Source organism: Streptomyces sp. AMJ-169 (assembly GCF_055597585.1).
The window spans coordinates 761,063-785,017 of record NZ_JBVLTJ010000001.1; the positions used below are offsets into that span (position 1 = coordinate 761,063).

Consider the following 23,955-nt stretch of genomic DNA (forward strand, 5'->3'; position numbering starts at 1 on the left):
GGCGGGGTGGGGTGGTTTGCGTCGCGGGGCTCGCGGTTCGCACGGCAGGGCCTGCGATTTGTGCGGCGGGGTCCGCGGTTTGCGTGGCGAGGGCGGGAAAAGGGGAGGTGGGAGGGGTGGCGGGGGTGTCATCCTGCGTCCGTACAGATGGCTGATCCACAGGGAACGGGGGGTGCGGCATGGCCGTCCGGAACGTCCTGCTGTCCGGAGTCGTCGGCTCCACGGCCTACGGCCTCGCCCGCGAGGGCTCCGACATCGACCGGCTCGGCGTTTTCGCCACACCCACCGAGACGCTGCACGGGCTGAACCGGCCGAAGGAGTCGTACGTCACGACGGCCCCCGACCGCACCCTGCACGAGGCCGCCAAGTGGTGCCGCCTCGCCCTCGCCGGCAACCCCACGGTCATGGAACTCGTCTGGCTGCCCGACGAGTTGTACGAGGTCCGCACCCCGCTGGGCGACGAACTCATCGGCATCCGGGGTGAGTTGCTGAGCGCGCGGCGAGTGCGGGAGGCGTATCTCGGGTACGCGACGCAGCAGTTCCGGCGGCTGCTGGGCCGGGGCGACGGGTCGTTCTCGGCGGACACCCGCAGCCGCACCGCCAAACACGCCCGGCATCTGAAGCGGCTGTGCGAACAGGGACTTGAGCTGTACGGCACCGGGCGGCTGAGCGTGCGGGTCGAGGACCCGGAGAGCTACCACCGCTTCGGCGCGGAGGTCGCCGCCGATCCTGAGGCGGCGGTGCCGGTGATGCGGCGCTATGAGGAGGCGTTCGGGGCGGCGCGGTCGGCGCTGCCGGAGGAGGCCGACGAACGGGCGGTGGAAGCTTGGCTGTTGCGGGTGCGGAGGGCTTTTTACGCGGGGTAGGCGGGGTTTCCCGGGCGGCTCGGAAATGGTTTGGCCAGCTGGGGAATGCGGGGTGGCTGGTGTCTTGGGCGGCTCGGGAATATCCGGGTGACGTGATCCGTGCCGCCCGCTAAATTGGCCGATGTCGTTACGCCGCCCACCAGTTGAGGCCGCGTGTCACCGGAACTCGGGAAGGGGTCGGCCATGCGTGAGCACACCGCTGCCGTGACCCCTCGTGTCCGGTACGAGGTGATCCTCGTGTCTCCGGCCGTCCGGTGCCCGCTGCGCGCCCGGCACCGGAACGGCTGACTCGGTCCCTTTTCCGTACATCGCCCGAACAGGCTTGCCTTGACGGGGAGTTGTGGAGTGGGCCCGCATTCCGTACATCGCGCCGCCTGTTTTCCTCACCGCACCTCGAAAGGCCAAAGGCCGTGCGCGCCAACGTTTTCGACCGTCACCTCACCGCCGTACGCAATCTGGGCATCCTCGCCCACGTCGACGCGGGCAAGACCACCGTCACCGAGCGGATCCTGTACGCCACCGGGACGACGCACAAGCGGGGTGAGGTCCATGACGGCACCACCGTCACCGACTTCGACCCGCAGGAGCGCGACCGGGGGATCACCATCTTCGCCGCGGCGGTCAGTTGCGACTGGGCCGGGCACCGGCTGAACCTCATCGACACACCGGGCCACGTCGACTTCGCCGACGAGGTCGAGCGGGCGCTTCGGGTGCTCGACGGCGCGGTCGCCGTCTTCGACGCCGTCGCCGGGGTCGAGCCGCAGAGCGAGTCCGTGTGGCGGCAGGCCGACCGGCACGGTGTGCCGAGGATCGCGTTCGTCAACAAGCTCGACCGCGCGGGCGCCGACCTCGATGCGGCCGTCGCCTCGATCAGGGAACGGCTCCATCCGGCGCCGCTGGTCGTGCAGTTGCCGATCGGCCGGGAGGGCGGCTTCACGGGGGTCGTCGACCTTGTCCGTCTGCGTGCGCTGACGTGGGCCGAGGGTGCGGAGACCGGTGTCACCGGCGATGTCCCAGAGGAGCTGCGGGCTGAAGTGCTGCGCCGGCGGCGGCTGTTGGAGGAGGCCGTCGCGGAACGGCACTCCGGTGCGCTGGAGGAGTTCTGCGCGCAAGACGGGCTGTCGGCGCCGACGTTGGCCGCCGCGCTGCGGGAACTGACGCTGAGCGGTGAGGGGTTGGTCGTGCTGTGCGGGTCCGCTTATCGGAACCGGGGGGTCGAGCCGTTGCTGGACGCGGTGGTGGCGTATCTGCCGTCGCCGGTGGATGTGCCGGCGGTGCGGGGTGCGTCGGTGGTGAGCGGGGAGTCTCGGTCCGCCGGTCCCGGAGCTTCGTCCGCCGGAGTCGGGGAGTCCTGGTCCGCCGGTCCCGGAGCTTCGTCCGCCGGAGTCGGGGAGTCCTGGTCCGCCGGTCCCGGAGCCTCGTCCGCCGGAGCTGCGGAGTTCCGGTCCGTCGATCCCGAAGTCCCGTCCGCCGGAGTCGAGTTCCGGCCCGCCGGCCTCGAAGTCCCGTTCGCCGGGCTGGTGTTCAAGGTCAGTGTGACCGCCGCCGGGCGGCTGACGTATCTGCGGGTCTACTCCGGGACGGTCGGGAAGGGGGACACGGTGTGGGACGCGAGTGCGGGGCGTGCCGAGCGGGTCGGGCGCATTCTGCGAGTGCAGGCGGACCGGCACGAGCAGCTGGAACGGGCCGTCGCCGGGGACATCGTCGCCCTCGTCGGGGTCAAGTCGGCGCGGGCCGGGGCGACTTTGTGCGCGCCCGGGGCGCCGCTGGTCCTGGAGCCGCCCGGAGTCCCCGACCCCGTCGTGTCGGTGGCCGTCGAGGCCGCGCGCCGCGCCGACGTCGGCCGGCTCGCGACCGCTCTCGCCCAACTGACCGAGGAGGACCCTTCGTTGGCGGCGCGCACCGATCCCGAGACCGGGCAGACCGTGCTGTCCGGGATGGGGGAGCTGCACCTGGAGGTCGCGGTGGAGAAGATCCGCCTGGCCGCCGGGTTGGAGGTCAACGTCGGGCGGCCCAGGGTGACTTACCGGGAGACCGTCGTACGGGGCGTGTCCGGTGTGCTGTACCGGCATGTCAAACAGGACGGCGGGGCCGGGCAGTTCGCCCAGGTCGTGCTCGAAGTCGAGCCGTACGAAGGTGAGTTCGCGTTCCGTTCGGCGGTCGTCGGCGGGCGGGTGCCGCAGGAGTACGTCCGCGCGGTCGAGGCCGGCTGCCGTGCCGCCCTCGCCGAGGGGCCGCTCGGCGGGCACCGGGTCACCGGGCTGCGGGTCACGCTGACCGACGGGGCGACCCATGTGAAGGACTCGTCCGAGCAGGCGTTCCGTACGGCCGGGCGGTTCGCGCTGCGGGAGGCGCTGCGGGGCTGCGGGATGGCGCTGCTGGAGCCGGTCGCGGAGGTCACCGTCACCGTTCCGGAGGGGGCCGTCGGCGCGGTGCTCGGGGATCTCGCCGCGCGGCGGGGGCGGGTGAGCGGGTCCGAGGTGCGGGCCGGGTCGGCCGTCGTCACGGCGACGGTTCCGCTGGCGGCGCTGTTCGGGTACGCGGGGCGGCTGCGGGGGCGGACGCAGGGGAGGGGGAGCTTCATGGCTCGGCCTGCCGGGTATGCGGTGGCTCCGGGGGACCTGGGGGTGATGGCTGGGTAGGGGACGGGGCGACTCGGTCCGCTGCGGTTGCGGTTGCGGCTGTGGTGGGCCGGGTCAACCCGGTGACCGGTGATCACTCCATGGAGTGGTCGTCGGGGAATCGGGAGAACAGGCGTTCGGCGGTCCGTTGGTCGAGTGTCGGGACGATCCGGCACTCGATCAACGGGGGAGTTATGGAACTGGACAGCTGGGGCGGCGGGCGCTTTCGGAACCGGCCCTTTCAGGGGGACCGGCACTTCATGGGAGGCCGCCACCTCCGTCTCGTACTAAATGCATATGATGTGCAAGTGCGTGACTACTGCGTAAGGCCTGCGGGCCCCGAGGACCTCGACAGTGCCCGTGCCGTGATGCTGGACACGGTGTACCGGGATTTCGGTACGGGGTACGTGCCGCGGTGGCATGGAGACATCATCGACCCGGCCGGTGCCTATCTCGTACCGGCGCGGCACACCTTGCTGGTGGCCGTCGACGGGTCGGGCGAGGTGGTGGCGACCGGCGCGCTGGACGCGCGGGGGCCGCTGCATCCGCCGAACCCGCTGGCGCTGGCGCTGAGATATCCGTCGGGGAGCACCGCGCAGCTGCGGCGCGTCTACACCCGGCCCGAGCACCGACGCAGAGGGCTCGCGCGGCGGCTGGTCGGCGAGCTGCTGGAGTTCGCTGCGGCGGACGGGGGCTACCGCTCCGCGTACCTGCACACCGATCCGTCGGTGGAGGGCGCCGAGGGGTTCTGGCGCTCGCTCGGCGAAGTGGTGCACGACGAACGGGAGCAGGCGGGGGGACAGGGCATCGTCCACTTCGAGGTGCCGTTCGACGCGGTGCGGGCGGCGGAGGCGCCGGTGGTGCGGGGGGCAGAGGTTTCGGTGGGGCGGGGCGCCGGGGTCCGGGTGGGCTGAGGCGGGGCGGTTCCGGTGCCGGCGGTTCCGGTACGGCGGGGCACGGCAGCCGCCGCCTCTTCGGGGCCTGCCGACGCCGGGCTCCGGACCGCCGAGCCCGAACCGGTCGGCGCGGGAAGTCTCGCCGGCCGGCCCGACAGCCCGACCGCCGCACAGGAAGCCCCGTCGGCCACAGCCCCGCCGGCTCCCCATCGGCCACAGCCCGGCCGGCCCCCGCCCTCCTGGGCCCGGCCCCCACCTCTGGCACCCGCAAGCTCCCCTGAACTGCACCTTCACCCCCGACCCCCGCAAGCCTCCCGAGCCCCCAACTCCCGTACCCGCAAGCTCCCTGGACTGCACCTTCACCCCCGACTCCCGCAAGCCTCCCGAGCCCCCAACTCCCGTACCCGCAAGCTCCCTGAGCCGAGCCCCCACCCCCGGCACCCACAAGCCCTCGCCCCCCTAAGCTCCCCAGCCCTCTATCCCCCGAACACCCCCAACCCACCCCGGTAGGCCATGCGCATCCTCCACCCCACACGTCTCCGCCCCTCACACCGTCCCCCCTCCCGCCTCCACCCCACCCGCCTCCTCGCCGCAGCCCTCGCCCTCCCCCTGCTCGCCGGTTGTTTCGCCTCCGGTGGTGGTGGGGAGTCGGCGGGCAAGTCCGGTGGTGACGCCCGGCTGCGGGTCGCCCTCGCGTTTCCGCCCGCCGAGAAGCTCTCCCCTTACGGCGCCGACGCGACGCTGCTCAGCCGGCTCGGAGTGACCGAGGGGCTGACGGCGCTGGACGCGAACGGGGCGGCGGCGCCGGCGCTGGCGCAGTCCTGGCGGCGGGCGGACGCGCGGACGTGGGTGTTCACGCTCAGGGAGGCGACGTTCCAGGACGGGAGCAAGGTCACCCCGGCCGCGGTCGCGGCGTCCCTCGGCCACGCCACCGAGGCCAGGCCCGCCCCGGCCGCCCTCGCCGGGATCGAACTGACCGCGGCGGCGGACGGCGCGACCGGAGTCAAGGTCACCACCGCGACCCCCGACCCGGTCCTCCCGCTCCGCCTGACCAGCCCGAGCCTCGCGATCCTCGCCCCGAAGGCGTACGACGCGAAGGGCGCCGCCGACCCGGCCGGAACGGCCACCGGACCCTTCGAGATCACCAAGCTCACCGGGACGACGGCCGCGACCCTCGACCGGTTCGACGACTACTGGGGCGGGCGCGCCCAGGCCGCCGGCGTGGACGCCCGCTTCATCGCCGACGGCACCGCGCGGGCCAACGCGCTGCGCACCGGCGAGGTGGACGTGGCGGAGGCGATCCCCGTCGCCCAGGCCGCCACCCTGGACGCGGCGACCCGCAAGGAGACCGCCACCACCCGGACGACGAGCCTGCTCCTCAACACGAAGACCGGCGTCTTCAAGGACCCGGCGCGCAGAGCCGCCGCCCGCGCCGCCGTCGACACCAAGACACTCGCGACCGGCGTCTACGAGGGGCACGCCGACGCGGGCGCCGGGATCTACGGCCCCGCCGTCACCTGGGCCGCCGGCAAGCGCACCGCCCCCGCCGGCCGGGCCGCCCCCGCGAAGCCGGCCGGCGCCCCGATCACCCTGGCGACCTACGACAACCGGCCCGAACTCCCCGAAGCCGCCCAGGTGCTGAAGCAGCAGCTGGAGAAAGCCGGGTTCAAGGTCACCCTGGAGGTGCGGGAGTACTCGCGGCTGGAGAGCGACGCGCTGGCGGGGAAGTTCGACGCGTTCGTGCTGGCCCGCAACACCCTCGTCGACACCGGCGACCCGGTGGCGGTGCTCGCCAGCGACTACACCTGCGCCGGCGGGTTCGACATCGCCCAGCTCTGCGACCCGAAGGTCGACGCGGCCGTGGCGAAGGCGCAGGGCCTCGCCGACACCGCGCAGCGCCAGGACGCGGCGATGGCGGCCGAGGCGGCGATCCTCGGGACGGACGCGGTGGTGCCGCTGGTGCACCAGCGGGTGATCACCGGCGTCGGCAAGGACGTACGCGGTGTCCTGCTCGACCCCTACGAGCGCACGCTCGTCGGCCAGGGTACGAGGCGCTGAGATGGCCAGGGCAGTGGGGCTGCTGTGGCGGACCGTCCTCGCGGCAGGACTCGTCTGCGGCATCGGACTGCTGCCCTGGATCGCGCGCACCGACCCCGCGCTGACCGTCCTCAAGGCCCGCGCGATCGACCGCGACCCCACCCCGCAGGCCCTCGCCGACATCCGTGAACAGCTCGGCCTCGCCGAAGGGCCCCTGCACCTCCTCGGGCACTGGCTGTCCGGGCTCCCGCGCGGGGACGCCGGCACCTCCTGGCTCTCCGGCGACCCGGTCCTGCCCGCCGTCGCCCAGGCCCTCGGCGCCTCCCTCCTCCTGGTGACCGTCGCCCTCACCTTCGCCCTGGCCACCGCCGCCCTCGTCTGCGCCCGCACGCTCCGCCTCGGCGCCCGCGGCCGGCTCGCCGGACACGCCCCCGCCCGCTCCGGCTCCGCGATGCTCGCCGCGCTCCCCGAGTTCCTCACCGCGTCCGTGCTCGCCACCGTCGTAGGAGTCCAGCTCGGCTGGCTGCCCGCGCTCGGCTGGTACGGGCTCAAGTGGACGATCCTGCCCGCGCTCGCCCTCGGACTGCCCGCCGGCGCCGTCCTCGGGCGGCTCCTCGACGATCTGCTGCCCGCCGCGTTCGCCGAACCCTGGGCCAAGGCCGCCGCCGCGCGCGGACTGCCCGGCCGGCGCGTCGCCCGGCACGCGGTGCGCCGCTGCCTGCCGGGGCTGCTGCCCAACCTCGGGCTGTTCGCCGTCGGGCTGACCGGCGGATCGGTCGCCGTCGAGCAGATCTTCGACATCCCCGGCCTCGGCCGCACCACCCTCCAGGCCGCCCTCGCCCAGGACCTCCCCGTCCTCCAGGCCGGCACCCTCGCCCTGATCCTCTGCGCGGCCCTCGCCGCCACCGCCGCGAGACTCGCCGCCCGCCCCCTCCTCGGCCCCGCCCTGCGCGACGGCGCCCTCCCCACCCTCCACCGCCCCGACCCGCCCGCCCGCCGCCTCCCGGCCCTGCTCTACGGCGGACTCCTCACGGCGGCCGTCGCCGCCGGACTGCCCCGCGACCCCCTCGCCGTCGACACCGCCGCCCGCCTCAAGTCCCCTTCCCCCGCGCACCCGTTCGGCACCGACGCGCTCGGCCGCGACCTGCTCGCCCGCGTCGCCCACGGCGCCCTCGACACCCTGCTGCTGGCCGGGGCGATCAGCGCCGCCGCCCTCGTCGCCGGCGTCCTGCTCGGACTCCTCCCGGCGCTCTCCGGACCCCTCGTCGACACCGTCAACGCGGTGCCGCCCGTCCTCGCCGCCCTGCTCGCCGCCGCGCTGTGGGGCAGCGGCGCCACCACCCCCGCGATCGCCGTCACCGCCGTCGCCTGGGCGCCGCTCGCCGCGCACACCTCCGCGCTGCTGCGGCAGGAGAAGGCCGCCGTCCACCTCGCCGCGACCACCGCCCTCGGCGCCGGCCGCCCCTACCTCCTGCGCCGCGCCCTGCTGCCCGCGATCCTGCCGCCCGTCGCCCGCCACGCGCTGCTGCGGCTGCCCGGCAACGCCCTCGCCCTCGCCTCCCTCGGCTTCCTCGGCCTCGGCGCCCAGCCGCCGTCCCCCGAATGGGGGCTGCTGCTCGCCGAGAACCAGCCCTACGCCGAGCGCGCCCCCTGGGCCGTCCTCGCCCCGGCCGCCGCGCTCGCCCTGCTCGGCGCGTTCGCCGTGACCGCCCGCCCCGGCCGCCGCCGCACCCCCGGCCCGGCCGCCGAACTCCCCGAACTCCCCGCATCCCCACGAGAGCTGGTGGCGACCCGATGACCACGACCGCCGTCACGACCGCCACCGGCAAGCAGCGCCTCTCCCCGCTGCTGCGGCTGCTGATCGGCACCCAACTCGCCTTCAACGTCGGCTTCTTCGCCGTCCTGCCGTTCCTCGCCGAACACCTCGGCGGCGCGATCGGCATGGCGGGCTGGCTCGTCGGGTTCGTCCTCGGGCTGCGGACCTTCAGCCAGCAGGGCCTGTTCGTCGTCGGCGGCGCCCTCACCGACCGGTACGGCGTCCGGCCCGTCGTCCTCGCCGGCTGCGCCCTGCGGATCGCCGGGTTCGGCTGGCTCGGGTACGCCGAGCGCACCGCCGGTGTCATCGGGGCGGTGCTGCTCATCGGGTTCGCCGCCGCGCTGTTCTCCCCGGCCGTCGAGAGCGAGGTCGCCCGGCAGGCCGTCGCCTGGGAGGAGGCCGGCAACGGCTCGCGGACGCGGGTCCTCGCGCTGTTCACCGTCGCCGGGCAGGCCGGGGCGTTCGTCGGGCCGCTCCTCGGCGGGCTCCTGCTCGGCGTCGACTTCAAGGCCGTCTGCCTCGCGGGCGCCGGGATCTTCGTCCTCGTCCTCGCCGGGCACGCCTGGCTGCTGCCGCAGCACATACCCGGGCGGCAGCGCACCCGGATACGGGGCGGCCTCGGCCCCCTCCTGCGCAACCGCCGCTTCCTCGCCCTGTGCGCCGCCTACGGCGCCTACCTCCTCGCCTACAACCAGCTCTACCTCGCCCTCCCCGCCGAGGTAGAGCGGGCCGCCGGCTCCCAGACGCTGCTGTCCTGGCTGTTCGCCCTCTCCTCGCTGCTCGTCGTCGCCGCGCAGCTGCCCGTCACCCGCTGGGTCGGCGAACGCCTCAGCCCGCGCCGGTCCATGGCCGGCGGGCTCGCGCTGATCGCCGCCGGGTTCGCCGTCGTCGCCGCCGCGCTCCCCGCGCGCGCGACCGGCACGGCGGGGCTGCTGCCCGCCGCCGGGTTCGTGGTCCTGCTCACCTTCGGCCAGATGCTCGTCGCCCCCGCCGCCCGCGCCTGGGTCCCCGACCTCGCCGAACCCGGCCGCCTCGGCCTCTACACCGGGGCCCTGTCCTCCGTCTCCGGCCTGATCGTCCTCATCGGCTCCTCCGCCACCGGCACCCTCCTCGACACCGGCCTGCACCCGGCCGTCCCCTGGCTGGTCCTGGCCGCCGTACCGGCCCTCGCGATCGCGGCACTGCCGAGGAAACCTTCCTGAGTACCGGCGCCCCCGCCCGGCGTGGCAGGATCTGGCGGCATGAGTGCGTCGCCGGGACTCCGCGGGCTGCGTGCCGCGGTGTTCGCCGCGGTGTGCGTCCTGCTGGCCACCGCCGCGCACGCCCTCACGACCGGCGCCACCCCGCCCCCGGAGACCCAACTCCTCGCGTTCACCGCCGTGTTCGGCGCCGCCCACCTCCTTGGCGGACGCGAGCGGCGGCTGCCCGGCATCGGCGGCGGCATGCTCGTCACCCAGGCCGCACTGCACACCCTCTTCGAGAACTGCGGGCGGCCGCGGACGACCGTACCCATGCGCGGCATGGCCACGCCCATGCCCATGCCTACGCCCGCCGCCCACCTGGCCGGCGGACCCCACGCCCACACCCTCACCCCGCACACCCTCGCCGCCCACCTCCTCGCCGCGCTCGTCGCCTCCTGGTGGCTGCGGCGGGGTGAGGCCGCGCTGTGGTCGCTGCTGCGCCGGGCCGCCGTGCTGCTGCCGGGGCTGGTCGCGTGGTGGCGCGGGCCGGCCGAACTGGCCGAGGCCGGCCCGGGGGTACGCCGCCCCCGCGACCCGGAGCGCCCCCGCCACCCGCACCTCCTGCACGCCGTCCGCCGCAGAGGACCGCCCCCGCTCCCGTGCCCGAGCTGAAAGGACAACACCTCGACTCCCGTACGGAGAGCACGACTTCCATGATCCGCACACGTACCGCCGCCCTCGCCGTCGCGCTCGCCGCGACCGGCGTGCTCGTCACCGCCGGCGTCGCCTCCGCGCACGTCACCGTCCACCCCGACAGCTACGCCAAGGGAGCCACCGACGGCACGCTCACCTTCCGCGTCCCCAACGAGGACGACAAGGCGAGCACCACCCAGGTCCAGGTCTTCCTGCCCACCGACCACCCCGTCCTCGGCGTCCTGGTCCGCGCGCACGACGGCTGGACCCCGAAGGTCACCACCGCCAAGCTCGCGACCCCGGTCAAGACCGACGACGGCACCATCACCGACGCCGTCTCCGAGGTCACCTGGACCGGCGGCAAGATCGGCCCGGGCCGGTTCGAGGACTTCGACGTCGCCTTCGGCCAGCTCCCCGAGGACACCGCCGCCCTCACCTTCAAGACCCTCCAGACCTACGACGACGGCAAGACCGTCCGCTGGATCGAGGAGGCGGGACAGGGCGACGCCGACCCCGAGAACCCGGCGCCCGTCCTCAAACTGACCTCCGCCGCCGGGACCGTCTCCGCGGCCCCCGTCGCCAAGACGGCGGCCGACCACGACTCGGCGGCCCGCGAGATGGGCGTCGCCGGTCTGGCGCTGGGCGCGGTCGCGCTCGGGGCCGGAGGGTTCGCCGTGGCACGGGCGCGCAAGCCGAGGTCGTAACCGCAGGCCTGGCCGCGACAGTCACCGCACGCGAAAGGGCCCGGACAACCCCCCGCGGGAGTCCGGGCCCTCTCAGCGACAGCCAGGCACGCTCAGCGCGCGGCCAGCACCCCCGCCTCCTGCGGAAGCACCGCCGGAAGCACCGCCGGGATCACCACCTGAGGAACGACCACCTTCGCCTCCGGCGCGCCGGCTTCGGCCCCCGAGGCCCCCCGCGACTCCCGCGCCTCCCGGTAAAGCCACACCACATCCCGCCCGAACGACCACACCAGCGCCCCCAGCGCGACCGCCGCGACCGCGAAACTCCCCGCGTACGGCAGCAGCCCGGAGCCCGCCAGCAGCAGGAACACCCCCTGCATCGCGGCGACCGTCTTGCGGGCCATGCTGTGCGGGAGCGCGGCGTTCAGCCAGGGCCAGACGTACGCGGCGGCGACGAAGACGTACCGCATGGCGCCCATCAGCAGCACCCACGGCCCGAGCTGGGTCGAGACGTAGACGCTCAGGACGAGGATCAGGAACGCGTCGACCTCCATGTCGAAGCGGGCGCCGAGGGCGGTCGAGGTGCCGGTGCGGCGGGCGACCTTGCCGTCGACGCCGTCCAGGACGAGCGCGACGGCGGTGAGGCCGACCAGGAGCGTGACCGGCGGCGCGGACTCGAAGGAGTCGGCGACCAGCGCCGTCACCCCGCCGACCAGGGTCGCGCGGCCGAGGGTGACCCGGTTCGCGGGACCGAAGGAGCGCAGCCCCGAGCGGTGGCAGGCGCCGGAGAGCAGAGCCCAGGTGGCGACGGCGAAGACGAGACCGCACGCCCAGCCCGCCGGGCCGAGCCCGATCCCGGAGCCGAGCAGGGCCAGCAGCAGAACCTGCACGCCCGCCCCCAGGGCGGTCTCCTGCTGGACCAGCTTCGCGTCGTACGTGTTGTTCAGGGCCACCGCACATCCTCCGGCCGAGTGACAGAGTCGATCAACGCCGCGTACTGTGCGCGGCCTGTGCCGCCACTCGGTACGTGAACCAGTTCCCGATCGTTCAGGAGGTCTTCCATGAAGAGCGCAGCACGTGCGTTCTGGCTCCGCTCCCCGGGCGCGGGCGAGATCCGCGAGAGCGCGCTGCGCGGGCCCGCCGGGGGCGAGGTCCTGGTGCGCTCGCTGTGGTCGGGGATCAGCCGCGGCACCGAGACGCTGGTCTTCCGCGGCGGGGTCCCCGAGAGCCAGCACGCCGCGATGCGCGCGCCTTTCCAGGAGGGCGAGTTCCCGGGCCCGGTGAAGTACGGGTACCTCAACGTCGGCGTGGTCGAGGAAGGCGCCGCGGAACTGGTCGGGCGGACGGTGTTCTGTCTGTTCCCGCATCAGACGCGGTACGTCGTACCAGCCGAACGTGTGATCGTCGTACCGCCGAATGTCCCGGCCGAACGTGCCATCCTCGCCGGCACCGTCGAGACGGCCGTCAACGCCCTGTGGGACGCGGGCCCCCTCGTCGGCGACCGGGTCGCGGTGGTCGGCGGCGGCATGGTCGGCTGCTCGGTCGCCGCGCTGCTCGCCCGCTTCCCCGGCGTGAAGGTGCAGCTCGTCGACGCCGACCCGGCGCGCGCGCGGACGGCCGCCAAGCTCGGCGTGGACTTCGCGCTCCCGCACGAGGCGGCCGGGGACCTGGACCTCGTCGTGCACGCCAGCGCCACCGAGGCCGGCCTGAACCGCGCCCTCGAACTCCTGCGCCCCGAAGGCACGGTGGTCGAGCTGAGCTGGTACGGCGACCGCCGCGTCAGCCTGCCGCTCGGCGAGGCGTTCCACTCCCGGCGGCTGACGATCCGGGGCAGCCAGGTCGGCACGGTCGCCCCGGCGCGCGCCCACCGTTCCTACGACGACCGGCTCGCCCTCGCGCTGGAGCTGCTCGCCGATCCCGCGCTGGACGCCCTCATCACCGGGGAGTGCGGATTCGAGGAGCTGCCGCAGGTGATGCCGAAGCTCGCGTCGGGCGAGATCCCGGCGCTGTGCCACCGGGTGAGGTATCCGGCGTGAACAGGTTTCGCGCCAACGCGTACAGCCTGACCTGAGAAAAGAGTGAGAGAGGGCTGAACACGGGGAAGCGAAGAGCCGTACTACACGGCACCCCGGGCCACTCCTCGGCCGGGGGCCAGAGGCGCCGCACCTGGAGGGTCGTCCGTTGTTCAGTGTCACCGTCCGCGATCACATCATGATCGCCCACAGCTTCCGCGGCGAGGTCTTCGGACCCGCGCAGCGCCTGCACGGAGCGACGTTCCTGGTGGACGCCACCTTCCGGCGACCCGAGCTGGACGACGACAACATCGTCGTCGACATGGGGCTCGCGAGCCAGGAGCTCGGTGCCGTGGTCGCGGAGCTGAACTATCGCAATCTGGACAGTGAGCCGGACTTCGCCGGGGTCAACACCTCGACGGAGTTCCTGGCGAAGGTCATCGCCGACCGGCTCGCCGAGCGGATCCACAAGGGGGCGCTCGGCGAGGGCGCCCGGGGGATCGAGAAGATCTCCGTCGCGCTGCACGAGTCGCACATCGCCTGGGCGAGTTACGAGCGTGCGCTGTGACCGACGTGACGATCGAGCGGGCGCCGGGCCGTCCCGTGCGGCTGGAGAAGAGCGCCGACAAGCCGGCCCGCCTGGGCCTCGTCCCCTCGCAGCCCGCGCCCGTCCGGAAGAACGGCGACCTCATCCCCATGTCCCTGCGGACCGTCCACTTCGTGCTCCCCGCGGGCGTCGACGACCCGAGCCGGCCGAGCGGCGGCAACGCCTACGACCGCCGGCTCTGCCTCGACCTCCCCGGCTTCGGCTGGCAGGTCCGCAAGGTCCTCGCCGCCGGTGACTGGCCGAGCCCCGCCGCCGAGGACCGGGCTCAACTCGCCCGCGCGCTGCGGGAGCTGCCCGACGGGGCGGTCGTGCTGCTCGACGGGATCGTCGCGTGCGGCGTCCCCGAGATCGTCGTGCCCGAGGCCGAGCGGCTGCGGCTCGCCGTCCTCGTCCACCTCCCGCTCGGCGACGAGACCGGGCTCGCGCCCGAGGTCGCGGCCGAACTCGACGCCAAGGAGCGGGCGGTGCTGCGGGCGGTGCCGTCCGTGATCGCCACCAGCGACTGGGCCGTGCGGCGGCTCGTCTCGCACCACGGGCTCGCCCCGGAGAAGGTGCACGTCGCCGCCCCCGGCGCCGACATCGCCCCGCTCGCCTCCGGCACCGACGGCGTCTCGCGGCTGCTGTGCGTGGCCGCCGTGACGCCGCGCAAGGGGCAGCACCGGCTGGTCGAGGCGCTCGCCACGGTCACCGATCTGCGCTGGAGCTGCGTGCTCGTCGGGGGCGTCGACCAGGACCCCGGATACGTCGCCCACCTGCGGGAGCTGATCGCCCGCCACGGCCTGGGCGACCGCCTCCACCTGGCGGGGCCGCAGGCGGGCGCGGCACTCGACGCGAGTTACGCGGCGGCCGACCTGATGGTCCTGACCTCGTACGCCGAGACGTACGGCATGGCGGTCACGGAGGCGCTGGCCCGGGGCATTCCCGTGCTGGCCACGGACGTCGGCGGCCTCCCCGAGGCGGTCGGCCGCGCCCCCGACGGCGGCGTCCCCGGCATCCTCGTCCCCCCGGAGAACCCCGCCGCCCTCGCGGCAGAGCTGCGCGGCTGGTTCAACGAGGCGGACGTACGCCGCCGGCTGAAGTCGGCGGCACGCGGCCGGCGCGCGTCCCTCAACGGCTGGGCGTCCACGGCCCAGAGCCTGGCGGGCGTACTGAGCAGGCTGCCGCAGGAGTCCTGGAGGGCGGCATGAGCGAGGCGATGGTGATGGGGCGGGGCGAGGAGATGGGGGCCGGGATGAGCGGGGTCGGGGCGGATGCGGGGGGCGGCGCTGCCGTTGCCGGGGCCGGGGCGAACGGGCTTGCGGCGGGCGCGAGTTCCGCGAACGTCAACGGTCTTGCCACCGGGGCGACTTCGGCGAGCGCCCCCGAAGCGGCAGGCGGCGCGATCTCCGGGTCGGGCGTGAACGGCGTTGCCCCCGCCCCGAGTTCCACCGACTCCGTCATCCCCGGCGCCGGCCCCGTCGCCCCCTCCGAGGAACGCTCCACCGTACGGCTGCGTGAGGCCGGGCCCGACGATCCGCCCCGCTACGCCCCCGAGTGGCTCCAGCTGCGCGAGGGGGCCGACTCCGGGGCGCGGGCGCTGGAGTTGCTCGACCCGTTGCGGATACGGCTCGCGAATCTGCCGAACGGGCGGGCGGCCGGGGTCGTCGTGCACGATCTCGGGTGCGGGACCGGGTCGATGGGGCGCTGGCTGGCGCCCCGGCTGGACGGGGCGCAGCACTGGGTGCTGCACGACCGCGACCCCTACCTCCTGCACTTCGCGGCCGTCGCCTCTCCGCGCGCGGCGGCCGACGGCAGCCGGGTGACCGTGGAGACCCGGCGCGCCGACGTCGCCCGGCTCACCCCGGACGCGCTGACCGGCGCCTCCCTCGTCACCGCCTCCGCGCTGCTCGACGTCCTCACCCGCGAGGAGGTCGACACGCTCGCGGCGGCCTGCGCGGGCGCCGGCTGCCCGGCGCTGCTGACACTGTCCGTCGCCGGCCGCGTCGACCTCTTCCCCGAGCTGCCGCTGGACGCGGGGATCGCCGCCGCGTTCAACGACCACCAGCGCCGGGAGGGCCTGCTCGGACCGGACGCGGTCGAGGCCGCGGCGGCGGCGTTCAGCGCACGCGGGGCCACGGTCAAGCTTCACCCGAGCCCCTGGCGGCTGGGCTCCGAAGAGTCGGCGCTCACCGCGCAGTGGCTGCGCGGCTGGGTCGGCGCGGCGGTCGAGCAGCGTCCCGAACTGGCGGACCGGGCCGAGGAGTACCTGACGGCCCGCCTCGCCGCGAACGCCGCCGGCGAACTCCGCGTCACCGTCCACCACACCGACCTCCTCGCCCTGGCCCGCCCCACCGGGGGTGCCTGATGGCCGAGGGGAGCGCGACAGCGGCCCCGGACGCGGTGGAGGCGCGTCCGGGGGCGGTCCCGCCCGGTGCCGGGGGAGACGGCCGCGCACCATCTCCGCCAGGGGAGGCCGAGTCGGCGGCGCCGAATTCGCCGGGCCCCGAACTCGCGCTCCCCACAAAGGAGTCCGCGCCCCCTGCCCCCGAACTCGCGCTCCCCGCAAAGGAGTCGGCGCCCCCCAAGCCCCCCAGCCCCGAACTCGCCCTCCCCGCAAGCAAACCGGCGTCCCGGAAAGCTCTCGCTCTCCTGCGCACCCACTTCGGCACCGCCGCGGGCCTCGCCATCATCGCCGTCCTCCTCTGGCGCATGGGCACCGGCGTCTTCCTCGACGGACTGCGCCGGATCGACGCGGTAACTCTCCTCGCGGGGCTGGGAATCGGCGTCGTCACCACCGTGTTCAGCGCCTGGCGCTGGGCGCTGGTCGCGCGCGGGCTCAGGATCCGGCTGCCGCTCGGCGCGGCCGTCGCCGACTACTACCGCGCGCTGTTCCTCAACGCGGCGCTGCCCGGCGGCATCCTCGGCGACGTCCACCGCGCGGTGCGGCACGGCCAGAGCGAGGGCGACATCGGGCGCGGCGTACGCGCCGTCTTCTGGGAACGCACCGCGGGCCAGCTCGCCCTGGCCGGCGCGGGCGTGGCGATCCTGCTCGCGCTGCCCTCCCCGGTCATGGCCGACGTACGGCACGTCACGCCGCTCGCCCTCCTCGCGGGCGTCGGCGCGCTGGCCGTCCTGGCCGCCGTACGGATGAACCGCACCGCACCCTCCCGGCGCGGCCGGGCGCTGCGGGCGGCGCTGGGGGAGGCGCGCGAGGGGCTGCTGTCGCGGCGCAACGGGCCCGGCGTGGCGCTGTCCTCGGTGATCGTCCTGGCCGGGCACCTCGGGATGTTCGTCCTGGCGGCCCGCGTCGCCGGCTCCGGTGCCCCCACGCTCACGCTGCTCCCGCTGGCGGTGCTCGCCCTGCTCGCGATGGGCCTGCCGCTGAACGTCGGCGGCTGGGGCCCCCGCGAGGGCGTCACCGCCTGGTCCTTCGGCGCGGCCGGCCTCGGCGCCACCACCGGCTTCTCCGTGGCCGTCGTCTACGGCGTCCTCAGCTTCGCCGCCGCGCTGCCGGGCGCGGTGGTGCTGGTGGTCCGCTGGTGGCAGACGGCACGGACGCGTACGACGCCCGGGGCGCGGACCGAGGGGCGACTCCCCGTCCCGGACCGCCCCCAGCCCACGGAAAACCCTCAGCCCCCCGTTTCCCCCCGAGCCGCTTCCGCCCGAGAGGTGAGCAGTGAGAAATACGCGCCGAAAGAATCCACCAGGCTCGCCAGCAAACGCTCGCCCTTTTCCGGCGAGGCCAGGGAAGGCCTGCCGATGACCCCCGAATCGGTATAGGCGGACATTCCCGAGGTGAGCAGATGACGGCGGTCGTCGGCGGTGAAGTCGGCCGATTCCCCGCCGGGCCTGACGACTTCGCGATGCGCGTGCAGCAGAATGGACGTCTCGATCTCCCCGGCGTGCATGTCGGTCAGCAAAGACGTCTCCACGCCCGCCCGCACCCGGGCCTCCTCCCAGTCCTCCCCGGCGGGGAACAGCGCCATGTGCTCCCCGCGCGCCGAGGCCTCCTGGACGACATTGCCGAGCACGTAGTTCCCGCCGTGCGCGTTGACCACGACCAGGGCCTCGACTCCGCCGCGGCGCAAGGAATCCGCGATGTCCCGCACCACCGCGTGCAGCGTCACCGAGGAGATGCTGACCGTCCCCGGCCAGTCCGCGTGCTCGTGCGAACAGGCGAGGGACACCGGCGGAAGGAGGTGCACCGGATACGCGGCGGCGATCCGCGAGGCGATCGCGCAGGCGACCAGCGTGTCGGTGGCCAGCGGCAGATACGGACCGTGCTGCTCGAAACTCCCGACGGGAAGAACGGCGACCTGAGTTGAGACGCCCGCCGCCCGCGTCCGTACGTCATCGGTGGTGTCCAACGGAAACACACCCGCCCGTATTTCTGAACTACCCGTCATTTCCCGCCCTTTCGACTCCACCATCGGACCTGAGGAACCAGATCATGACAGAAAAAGTCGGCGTACTCGGCAAGAAGACCCCGCAGCGCACGGGCGTGGAACGGGTGGTGAATGCCCCGCTGCCCACCGTCTACGGCAAATTCCAGGCGGTCGGCTACATGGACCACGACCGCGGTGACGAACAAGTCGCCCTGGTCTACGGCGACATCGGCGCCGAGGGCGTGCTGACCCGGCTGCACTCCGAATGCCTCACCGGGGACGCCTTCGGTTCCCAGCACTGCGAGTGCGGTGACCAACTCGCCTCCGCGCTGCGGGCGGTGGCCGCCGAGGGGCGCGGCGTCGTCGTCTATCTGCGCGGTCACGAGGGCCGGGGCATAGGCCTGCTGGGCAAGCTGCGCGCGATGGCGCTCCAGGCGGAGGGGCTGGACACGGTCGAGGCGAACGTGGCCCTCGGCTTCCCCGTCGACGCCCGCGACTACGGCGTCGCCGCCGAGATCCTGCGCGACCTCGGGGTGCGCTCGGTCCGGCTGATGTCCAACAACCCGCGCAAACGTGAGGCGTTGACGGACAACGGCATCCAGGTCACCGAGCAGGTGCCGCTGCTCATCCCGCCGTGCGAGAACAACATCACCTACCTGCGCACCAAGCGGGAGCGCCTCGACCACCACCTGCCGCACCTCGACGCCGTGGCGCACTGGTCGTAGGGCAGGACGCCGGCATCCGCCGGCCCCGGCCTCGGCGACCGGGCCGGGGCCGCCGCGCAGCGCCACCACCGAGCGCAGCAAGAGGAGTTAAGGAGCAGCCCGCGTGCACACGCATGCATCGGTCGTCGTCATCGGCGGCGGAGTGATCGGCACCAGCATCGCCTACCACCTCGCGGCGGCCGGCGTCCCCGAAGTCGTCCTCGTCGAACGCGACGAACTCGCCGCCGGGTCGACGTCCAAGGCCGCCGGCGGGGTCCGCGCCCAGTTCTCCGACGAGCTGAACATCCGGCTCGGCGCCCGCAGCCTGGAGTCCTTCGCCCGGTTCGGCGAGGAACTCGGCCATGACATCGGCCTGCACCGCACCGGCTACCTCTTCCTGCTCAGCACCCCGCAGGAGGTCGAGACCTTCGAGGCGAGCGTGGCCCTCCAGAACGCCCTCGGCGTCCCCAGCCGCCTCATCGACCCGGCCGAGGCGCGGCGCCTCAACCCGCTGATCACCACCGACGGACTGCTCGCCGCCGCCTACTCGCCCGACGACGGCCACTGCACCCCCGAGGCGGTCGTCCACGGCTATGCCGCCGCCGCCCGCGACCTGGGCGCCCGCGTCCTGCGCCGCACCGAGGTCACCGGCATCGAGCAGAGCCGCGACCGGATCACGGCCGTGCACACCACGCTGGGCCGCATCACCACCTCCGCGGTGATCTGCGCGGCCGGCGCCTGGTCGAAGGCGGTCGGCGCGATGGCCGGCGTCGACCTCCCGGTCCGCCCGCTGCGCCGCCAGATCGCCGTCACCGAGGCGCTCCCCGGCCGCCCGCCCGGCCTGCCCATGACGATCGACTTCCACACCACCTTCTACTTCCACCCCGAGGGCCCCGGTCTGCTCATCGGCATGTCCGACCCCGACGAACGCCCCGGCTTCGCCACCGACACCCACGACCGCTGGATCCCCCGCCTGGTCGAGACGATGGAACACCGGGCGCCCGCCCTGCTGGAACTGCGCCGCACCGGCGGCTGGGCCGGCCTGTACGAGGAGACCCCGGACCACAACGCCCTGATCGGCGAGGCGAGTTCGGTCTCCCGGTTCCTGTACGCCACCGGCTTCTCCGGGCACGGCTTCCTCCAGGGACCGGCCGTCGGCGAGGTCGTTCGCGACCTGTTCCTGCGCCGCGTACCCTTCGTGGACGTCACCCCCTTGAGCGCCGGCCGCTTCGCCGCCGACGCCCCGCGCCCGGAGGCCCACCGCGTATGACGGCCCTTCACCTGTGGCTCCGCCACGAACCCCGCCGCAGCGAACGCCGCACCCCCGTCGTCCCCGCCGCCGCCCGTCAACTCACCGCCCACGGCATCACCTTGACGGTGGAGGACTCCCCCCAGCGGATCTTCCCCGCCGAGGAGTACGAGGCATCGGGCGCCCAAGTCGCCCCCGCCGGCTCGTGGGTGTCGGCGCCGGCCGACGCGGTGATCCTCGGCCTCAAGGAACTCCCCGACGAACCCGGCGAGTTGACGCACCGGCACATCTTCTTCGGCCACGCCTACAAGCAACAGCCGGGCGCAGAAGCCCTGTTGAGGCGTTTCGCCAAGGGCGGCGGCGCCCTCCTCGACCTCGAATACCTCACCGACGACCAGGGCCGCCGCCTCGCCGCCTTCGGCTACTGGGCCGGCTACCTCGGCGCCGCGCTCGCCGTCCTGCACCACCGGGGCCGGCTGCCGGAAGAGCTGACGCCGACGGACGAGAAGACCCTGAACGACCGACTCGCCCCCGCCCAGGGCGACGAGGCCATCAAGGCTCTCGTCATCGGCGCCCTCGGCCGCAGCGGCCACGGCGCCCGCGCCGCCCTCACCGCCGCCGGCATCGACCCCACGGCCTGGGACCTCGCCGAGACGAGGGACCTGGACCGCACGGCCCTGCTGGCCCACGATCTCCTGGTCAACTGCGTCCTCGCGACCACCCCGGTACCCCCGTTCGTCCGCCCCGAGGACGTCACCGACGCCACCCGCCGTCTGCGCACCCTCGCCGACGTCACCTGCGACGTCGGCTCCCCGCTCAACGTCCTGCCGGTGTACGACCGCACGACCGAATGGACGTCCCCGGTACGCCGGTTGCACACCTCGCCGCCGCTCGACCTGATCGCGATCGACAACCTCCCCTCGCTGCTGCCGCTGGAGTCGAGCACGGACTTCTCGGCGAGCCTGCTGCCCCAGCTGCTGGACTTCCGTACGGACAGCGGGCCTTGGGGGCGGTGCCTGGCGCGGTTCGCGTCGGTCAGCGGTGAACTGGGTATCGACGAGGGGTAGTTGACGCACTGTGTGAATTCGCGAAGGGTGAACCCGCGAAACCTGTAGGTCCGATGGAGGGAGAACGGCCCGTGTCGACGAGGGTCCCCGCGAGCGGCACGGTCCACTGGATCGGCGCCGGCCTGTCCACGGGCAGCGGCCTGTCACGCCTCACCGGCCACGCGGCCCGCGTCCGCCTCTGGCACCGCACGGAGGACCGGGCCGCCGAAGCCCTGGCCCGGCTCGACCTCGCCGGACGCGCCGAGCCGCGCGCCTACACCCCGGCCGCCCTGACGGCCGAACTCGCCCCCGGTGACGTGGTCGTGTCGATGCTCCCGGCGTCCGAACACCCCGCCCTGCTGGCCGCCTGCATCGGGAAAGGCGCCCACTTCGCCTGCTCCAGCTACGTCTCCGCCGAGGTCGCGGCGCAGGCGCAGGCGGCGCGCGCGGCCGGGGTGACGGTCCTGACCGAGGCGGGCCTCGACCCCGGCCTCGACCACCTCTTCGCGCACAGCCTGGTGGCGAAGGCCCGCGCGGAGATCGGCGCCGAGAACGCCGCCTTCTACAGCTTCCTGTCGTACTGCGGCGGCCTGCCGGCCGTCCCCAATGACTTCCGCTACCGCTTCAGCTGGGCGCCCCTCGGCGTCCTCAACGCGCTGCGGACAGAGGCCCGTTACATCGAGGGCGGCACGGAGACGACCGTCGCCCGGCCCTGGGAGGCGACCCGCGTCCTCGACCTCGCGGGGGAGCCCTTCGAGGCCTACCCCAACCGCGACAGCCTGCCGTTCGTCGGGCAGTACGACCTGCCGCCGGGGTGGACGGCCGACGCGTTCGTCCGCGGCACCCTGCGGCTCGCGGGCTGGCGGCGGGCGTGGGAGCCGGTCTTCGCGGAGCTGCGCAAGGGGGACGAGGGCCGAATAGCCGAGCTGGCAAGGGAGCTGGCGGCGGCGCATCCGACGACCCCGGACGACCGGGACCGGGTCGTCCTGTCGGTCGCGCTGACCGTACGCGGGGCCAACGGCCGTGACTGGTCGGGGAGTTACCTCCTCGACCGGCTGGGCACGGCCGAGGAGAGCGCCATGGCCCACACGGTCTCCCGGCCCCTCGCGCTCGGCGTCCGCCACATCCTGGACGGCACCCTGCCCGCCGGGCTCTCCCGGGCGGCCGAGACGGCGTCGCGCTCCGAGCAGTGGCTGAACGAACTGGCGGGGGAGGGGCTGGAGTTCACGCAGCGGGCGGGGTGAGCGCCTACCGGATCAGCGCCTCGTGCACGAACCGCTTTATCTCCGGATACAGCGCGTGCGACCCACGGGGCCGCACCTGCGTCATGAACTGCACCGTCACATCGTGCTCGGGGTCGACCCAGAACGTCGTGGTCGCGACCCCGCTCCAGCCGTAAGTCCCCATCCCCGCAGGCGCCTTGGTGCGGTCCGGGTCGATGACGACGGAGACGCCGAACCCGAAGCCGATCCCGTCCTTGCTGGGCTCGTCGTGCGCGGGCCGGCTCCCGAAGGTCCGCAGATCAGCGCCGCCGGGCAGCTGATTGCCCGTCATTAGCCCGACACCGGCCGGGGAGAGCAGCCGTACGCCGTCCAACTCGCCTTTGCGGCGCAGGAGTTCCATGAACCGGTGGAAGTCGTGGGCGCTCGCGGCGAGTCCGCCGGAGCCGGAGAGGAACCGGGGCCGGCCGCCCCGCAGCGGCAGTCCGGCGATCGGCTCGATCCGCCCGTCCTCGCCCTCCCCGTACAACTCGGCGAGCCGGTGGGCCCGTTCGTCCTCGACCCAGAACCCGGCGTCGGCCATCCCGAGCGGCCGGAAGATGCGTTCCGCCAGGAACTCGTCCAGAGGCTTCCCGGACACCACCTCGACGATCCGGGCCAGCACATTGGTGGAGACCGAGTAGTTCCACTGCGTACCGGGCTCGAACTGGAGGGGCAGGGAGGCGTACACGTCGACCGTGCCCGCGAGGTCGGTGCCCGGCGCGACCGCCGAGTCGAGTCCGGCCTCGCGGTACAGCGCGTCGACGGGGTGGGCGCCGTAGAACGCGAACGTCAGCCCGGCGGTGTGCGACATGAGGTGGCGGACCAGGACCGGACCGTCCGCCGGGCGGGTCACCAACTCCTGTCCGGAGCCGCTGACATAGACCCGGGGCGCGGCGAACGAGGGGATGTGGTCGCCGACGGGGTCGTCCAGCGACAGCAGGCCCTCCTCGACGAGCAGCAGCGCGGCGACGCAGGTGACCGGCTTCGTCATGGAGTACATCCGCCAGAGGGTGTCCGCCTCGACCGGCGTCCCGGCGGCGACGTCCCGCCGTCCGTGGACGGTGAGATGGGCGACCCGTCCGCCGCGCGCGACACTGAGCAGATATCCGGGCAGCCGCCCCTCGTCCACCTCGTGCGCGATGTACCGGTCCAGCCGGCCCAGCACCTTGGGATCGAGCCCGGCCTCTTCGGGGTCGACCTCTTGCCGCAGCAGCGCCATCGTTCTCCTCGGGCGGATGACCTCGTCCGGATCATCCCGCCCTGAGATCGTTCCGCAGCCGCCCCGCTCCCGAACCTCTTTCCCCCGCACACCCGGTGTGGCCTGCGTCGCTTCCCGTACGGAGCACACGCGGGAATGCGCCCGTCGCACAAGCCGGTTGTGCCCGGCATGACTCAGGACACCACGGATACGCCGGACACGACGCCGGACGACGCCCTCCTCGCCCTCCTCGGCACGACGAAGGGCGGCGTACTGGTCACCCTCAAGCGCGACGGCCGCCCCCAGCTCTCCAACGTCTCGCACCACTACTACCCGCAGGAGGGCCTGATCCGGATCTCGGTGACCGACCCCCGCGCCAAGACCCGTAACCTGCGCCGCGATCCGCGCGCCTCGTACCACGTGACCAGCGAGGACCGCTGGGCCTACACGGTCGTGGAGGGCACCGCCGATCTCACCCCGGTCGCCGCGGCCCCCGACGACGACACCGTCGAGGAGCTGATCCGCCTCTACCGCGACGTCCTCGGTGAGCACCCCGACTGGGACGACTACCGCGCGGCGATGATCCGCGACCGGCGGCTGGTCGTACGGATCCGGGTGGAACGGGTGTACGGGCAGCCGGCCCGCTGACCCCCACCGGGCAGCCGGCCCGCTGATCAACTACGCGTGGCCGCCCGCCTGTTCACGTCTCCGCGAACAAGG

Annotated in this window: 20 protein-coding genes and 1 pseudogene; 18 read left to right on the plus strand and 3 right to left on the minus strand. The window is 73.9% G+C overall.

The genetic code is table 11. The annotated features are described in order from the left end of the window. Nucleotides 1-179 precede the first annotated feature (179 nt). The 8 genes from ACYUD3_RS03205 (at nt 180) to ACYUD3_RS03240 (ending at nt 10,814) form a co-directional block, all read left to right on the plus strand. Entirely contained in the window at nt 180-866 is a 687-nt protein-coding gene (locus ACYUD3_RS03205) for a nucleotidyltransferase domain-containing protein (protein WP_470963089.1), read from the plus strand. Between the two features lie 410 nt (nt 867-1,276). Continuing rightward, complete coding sequence (locus ACYUD3_RS03210) at nt 1,277-3,508, plus strand: elongation factor G (RefSeq protein ID WP_470963092.1); 2,232 nt, start codon at nt 1,277-1,279, stop codon at nt 3,506-3,508. Nucleotides 3,509-3,795: 287 nt separating this feature from the next. After that, nucleotides 3,796-4,401 carry a GNAT family N-acetyltransferase gene (locus ACYUD3_RS03215; protein ID WP_470963095.1) on the plus strand — a complete coding sequence of 202 codons (606 nt, stop codon included), beginning with the start codon at nt 3,796-3,798 and terminating at the stop codon, nt 4,399-4,401. Between the two features lie 495 nt (nt 4,402-4,896). Next, entirely contained in the window at nt 4,897-6,441 is a 1,545-nt protein-coding gene (locus tag ACYUD3_RS03220) for an ABC transporter substrate-binding protein (RefSeq protein ID WP_470963098.1), read from the plus strand. Between the two features lies 1 nt (nt 6,442). Then, a complete protein-coding gene (locus tag ACYUD3_RS03225) occupies nt 6,443-8,218 on the plus strand; it encodes an ABC transporter permease subunit (RefSeq protein ID WP_470963101.1) in 1,776 nt (591 codons plus the stop codon). Next, entirely contained in the window at nt 8,215-9,438 is a 1,224-nt protein-coding gene (locus ACYUD3_RS03230; RefSeq protein ID WP_470963104.1) for an MDR family MFS transporter, read from the plus strand. The genes ACYUD3_RS03225 and ACYUD3_RS03230 overlap by 4 nt, the downstream gene beginning before the upstream one ends. 39 nt (nt 9,439-9,477) lie before the next feature. Then, on the plus strand, nt 9,478-10,089 hold the full coding sequence (locus tag ACYUD3_RS03235) for a hypothetical protein (protein WP_470963107.1): 612 nt from the start codon (nt 9,478-9,480) through the stop codon (nt 10,087-10,089). A 41-nt stretch (nt 10,090-10,130) separates the two neighbouring features. Further along, the gene (locus tag ACYUD3_RS03240) at nt 10,131-10,814 is read left to right on the plus strand and encodes a YcnI family protein (RefSeq protein WP_470963110.1); all 684 of its coding nucleotides are present in this window, start codon (nt 10,131-10,133) and stop codon (nt 10,812-10,814) included. Between the two features lie 92 nt (nt 10,815-10,906). Here the strand turns inward: ACYUD3_RS03240 and ACYUD3_RS03245 are convergent, their stop codons facing one another. After that, nucleotides 10,907-11,746 (minus strand): CDP-alcohol phosphatidyltransferase family protein, encoded by an 840-nt coding sequence (locus tag ACYUD3_RS03245; RefSeq protein WP_470963113.1) that lies wholly within the window; start codon nt 11,744-11,746, stop codon nt 10,907-10,909. 108 nt (nt 11,747-11,854) lie between these two features. Here ACYUD3_RS03245 and ACYUD3_RS03250 point away from each other — a divergent pair, with 108 nt between their 5' ends. The 5 genes from ACYUD3_RS03250 to ACYUD3_RS03270 all read left to right on the plus strand — a co-directional run bounded on the left by ACYUD3_RS03250 (nt 11,855) and on the right by ACYUD3_RS03270 (nt 17,171). Further along, nucleotides 11,855-12,829 carry a zinc-dependent alcohol dehydrogenase gene (locus ACYUD3_RS03250; protein ID WP_470963116.1) on the plus strand — a complete coding sequence of 325 codons (975 nt, stop codon included), beginning with the start codon at nt 11,855-11,857 and terminating at the stop codon, nt 12,827-12,829. Between the two features lie 145 nt (nt 12,830-12,974). Beyond that, complete coding sequence (locus ACYUD3_RS03255) at nt 12,975-13,373, plus strand: 6-pyruvoyl trahydropterin synthase family protein (RefSeq protein WP_470963118.1); 399 nt, start codon at nt 12,975-12,977, stop codon at nt 13,371-13,373. After that, nucleotides 13,370-14,599 (plus strand): glycosyltransferase family 4 protein, encoded by a 1,230-nt coding sequence (locus ACYUD3_RS03260; protein ID WP_470963121.1) that lies wholly within the window; start codon nt 13,370-13,372, stop codon nt 14,597-14,599. Before ACYUD3_RS03255 ends, ACYUD3_RS03260 begins: the two co-directional genes overlap by 4 nt. Further along, a complete protein-coding gene (locus tag ACYUD3_RS03265) occupies nt 14,596-15,756 on the plus strand; it encodes a hypothetical protein (protein ID WP_470963124.1) in 1,161 nt (386 codons plus the stop codon). The genes ACYUD3_RS03260 and ACYUD3_RS03265 overlap by 4 nt, the downstream gene beginning before the upstream one ends. Next, nucleotides 15,756-17,171: a lysylphosphatidylglycerol synthase transmembrane domain-containing protein gene (locus ACYUD3_RS03270; RefSeq protein WP_470963127.1), complete on the plus strand. Its 1,416-nt coding sequence runs from the start codon at nt 15,756-15,758 to the stop codon at nt 17,169-17,171. Before ACYUD3_RS03265 ends, ACYUD3_RS03270 begins: the two co-directional genes overlap by 1 nt. Here the strand turns inward: ACYUD3_RS03270 and ACYUD3_RS03275 are convergent. Beyond that, nucleotides 17,144-17,821, minus strand: a pseudogene (locus ACYUD3_RS03275) (creatininase family protein); the annotation flags it as partial. The gene ACYUD3_RS03270 and the pseudogene ACYUD3_RS03275 sit on opposite strands and share 28 nt — an antisense overlap. A gap of 20 nt (nt 17,822-17,841) precedes the next feature. Here ACYUD3_RS03275 and ribA point away from each other — a divergent pair. From ribA to ACYUD3_RS03295, 4 genes are all read left to right on the plus strand, one after another. Further along, nucleotides 17,842-18,501 (plus strand): GTP cyclohydrolase II, encoded by a 660-nt coding sequence (ribA, locus tag ACYUD3_RS03280; protein ID WP_470963130.1) that lies wholly within the window; start codon nt 17,842-17,844, stop codon nt 18,499-18,501. A gap of 103 nt (nt 18,502-18,604) precedes the next feature. Beyond that, nucleotides 18,605-19,750 (plus strand): NAD(P)/FAD-dependent oxidoreductase, encoded by a 1,146-nt coding sequence (locus ACYUD3_RS03285; protein ID WP_470963133.1) that lies wholly within the window; start codon nt 18,605-18,607, stop codon nt 19,748-19,750. Continuing rightward, nucleotides 19,747-20,796, plus strand: a complete 1,050-nt coding sequence (locus ACYUD3_RS03290; RefSeq protein WP_470963136.1) for a saccharopine dehydrogenase — start codon at nt 19,747-19,749, stop codon at nt 20,794-20,796. Before ACYUD3_RS03285 ends, ACYUD3_RS03290 begins: the two co-directional genes overlap by 4 nt. A 71-nt stretch (nt 20,797-20,867) precedes the next feature. Then, nucleotides 20,868-22,019: a saccharopine dehydrogenase family protein gene (locus ACYUD3_RS03295; RefSeq protein WP_470963139.1), complete on the plus strand. Its 1,152-nt coding sequence runs from the start codon at nt 20,868-20,870 to the stop codon at nt 22,017-22,019. 4 nt (nt 22,020-22,023) lie between these two features. Here the strand turns inward: ACYUD3_RS03295 and ACYUD3_RS03300 are convergent, their stop codons facing one another. Continuing rightward, on the minus strand, nt 22,024-23,256 hold the full coding sequence (locus tag ACYUD3_RS03300) for a serine hydrolase domain-containing protein (protein WP_470963142.1): 1,233 nt from the start codon (nt 23,254-23,256) through the stop codon (nt 22,024-22,026). A gap of 168 nt (nt 23,257-23,424) precedes the next feature. On the opposite strand from ACYUD3_RS03300, the gene ACYUD3_RS03305 reads away from it, so the two are divergent. Further along, nucleotides 23,425-23,883, plus strand: a complete 459-nt coding sequence (locus ACYUD3_RS03305; protein ID WP_470963145.1) for a PPOX class F420-dependent oxidoreductase — start codon at nt 23,425-23,427, stop codon at nt 23,881-23,883. The last annotated feature ends 72 nt before the right edge of the window (nt 23,884-23,955 follow it).

What these genes read in the sequence shown, in the direction of transcription:
- ACYUD3_RS03205 (WP_470963089.1), top strand. Translation starts at nt 180, where the DNA reads ATGGCCGTCCGGAACGTCCTGCTGTCCGGAGTCGTCGGCTCCACGGCC.
- ACYUD3_RS03220 (WP_470963098.1), top strand. Translation starts at nt 4,897, where the DNA reads ATGCGCATCCTCCACCCCACACGTCTCCGCCCCTCACACCGTCCCCCC.
- ACYUD3_RS03225 (WP_470963101.1), top strand. Translation starts at nt 6,443, where the DNA reads ATGGCCAGGGCAGTGGGGCTGCTGTGGCGGACCGTCCTCGCGGCAGGA.
- ACYUD3_RS03230 (WP_470963104.1), top strand. Translation starts at nt 8,215, where the DNA reads ATGACCACGACCGCCGTCACGACCGCCACCGGCAAGCAGCGCCTCTCC.
- ACYUD3_RS03235 (WP_470963107.1), top strand. Translation starts at nt 9,478, where the DNA reads ATGAGTGCGTCGCCGGGACTCCGCGGGCTGCGTGCCGCGGTGTTCGCC.
- ACYUD3_RS03240 (WP_470963110.1), top strand. Translation starts at nt 10,131, where the DNA reads ATGATCCGCACACGTACCGCCGCCCTCGCCGTCGCGCTCGCCGCGACC.
- ACYUD3_RS03250 (WP_470963116.1), top strand. Translation starts at nt 11,855, where the DNA reads ATGAAGAGCGCAGCACGTGCGTTCTGGCTCCGCTCCCCGGGCGCGGGC.
- ACYUD3_RS03265 (WP_470963124.1), top strand. Translation starts at nt 14,596, where the DNA reads ATGAGCGAGGCGATGGTGATGGGGCGGGGCGAGGAGATGGGGGCCGGG.
- ACYUD3_RS03270 (WP_470963127.1), top strand. Translation starts at nt 15,756, where the DNA reads ATGGCCGAGGGGAGCGCGACAGCGGCCCCGGACGCGGTGGAGGCGCGT.
- ribA (WP_470963130.1), top strand. Translation starts at nt 17,842, where the DNA reads ATGACAGAAAAAGTCGGCGTACTCGGCAAGAAGACCCCGCAGCGCACG.
- ACYUD3_RS03290 (WP_470963136.1), top strand. Translation starts at nt 19,747, where the DNA reads ATGACGGCCCTTCACCTGTGGCTCCGCCACGAACCCCGCCGCAGCGAA.
- ACYUD3_RS03300 (WP_470963142.1), bottom strand. Translation starts at nt 23,256, where the DNA reads ATGGCGCTGCTGCGGCAAGAGGTCGACCCCGAAGAGGCCGGGCTCGAT.
- ACYUD3_RS03305 (WP_470963145.1), top strand. Translation starts at nt 23,425, where the DNA reads ATGACTCAGGACACCACGGATACGCCGGACACGACGCCGGACGACGCC.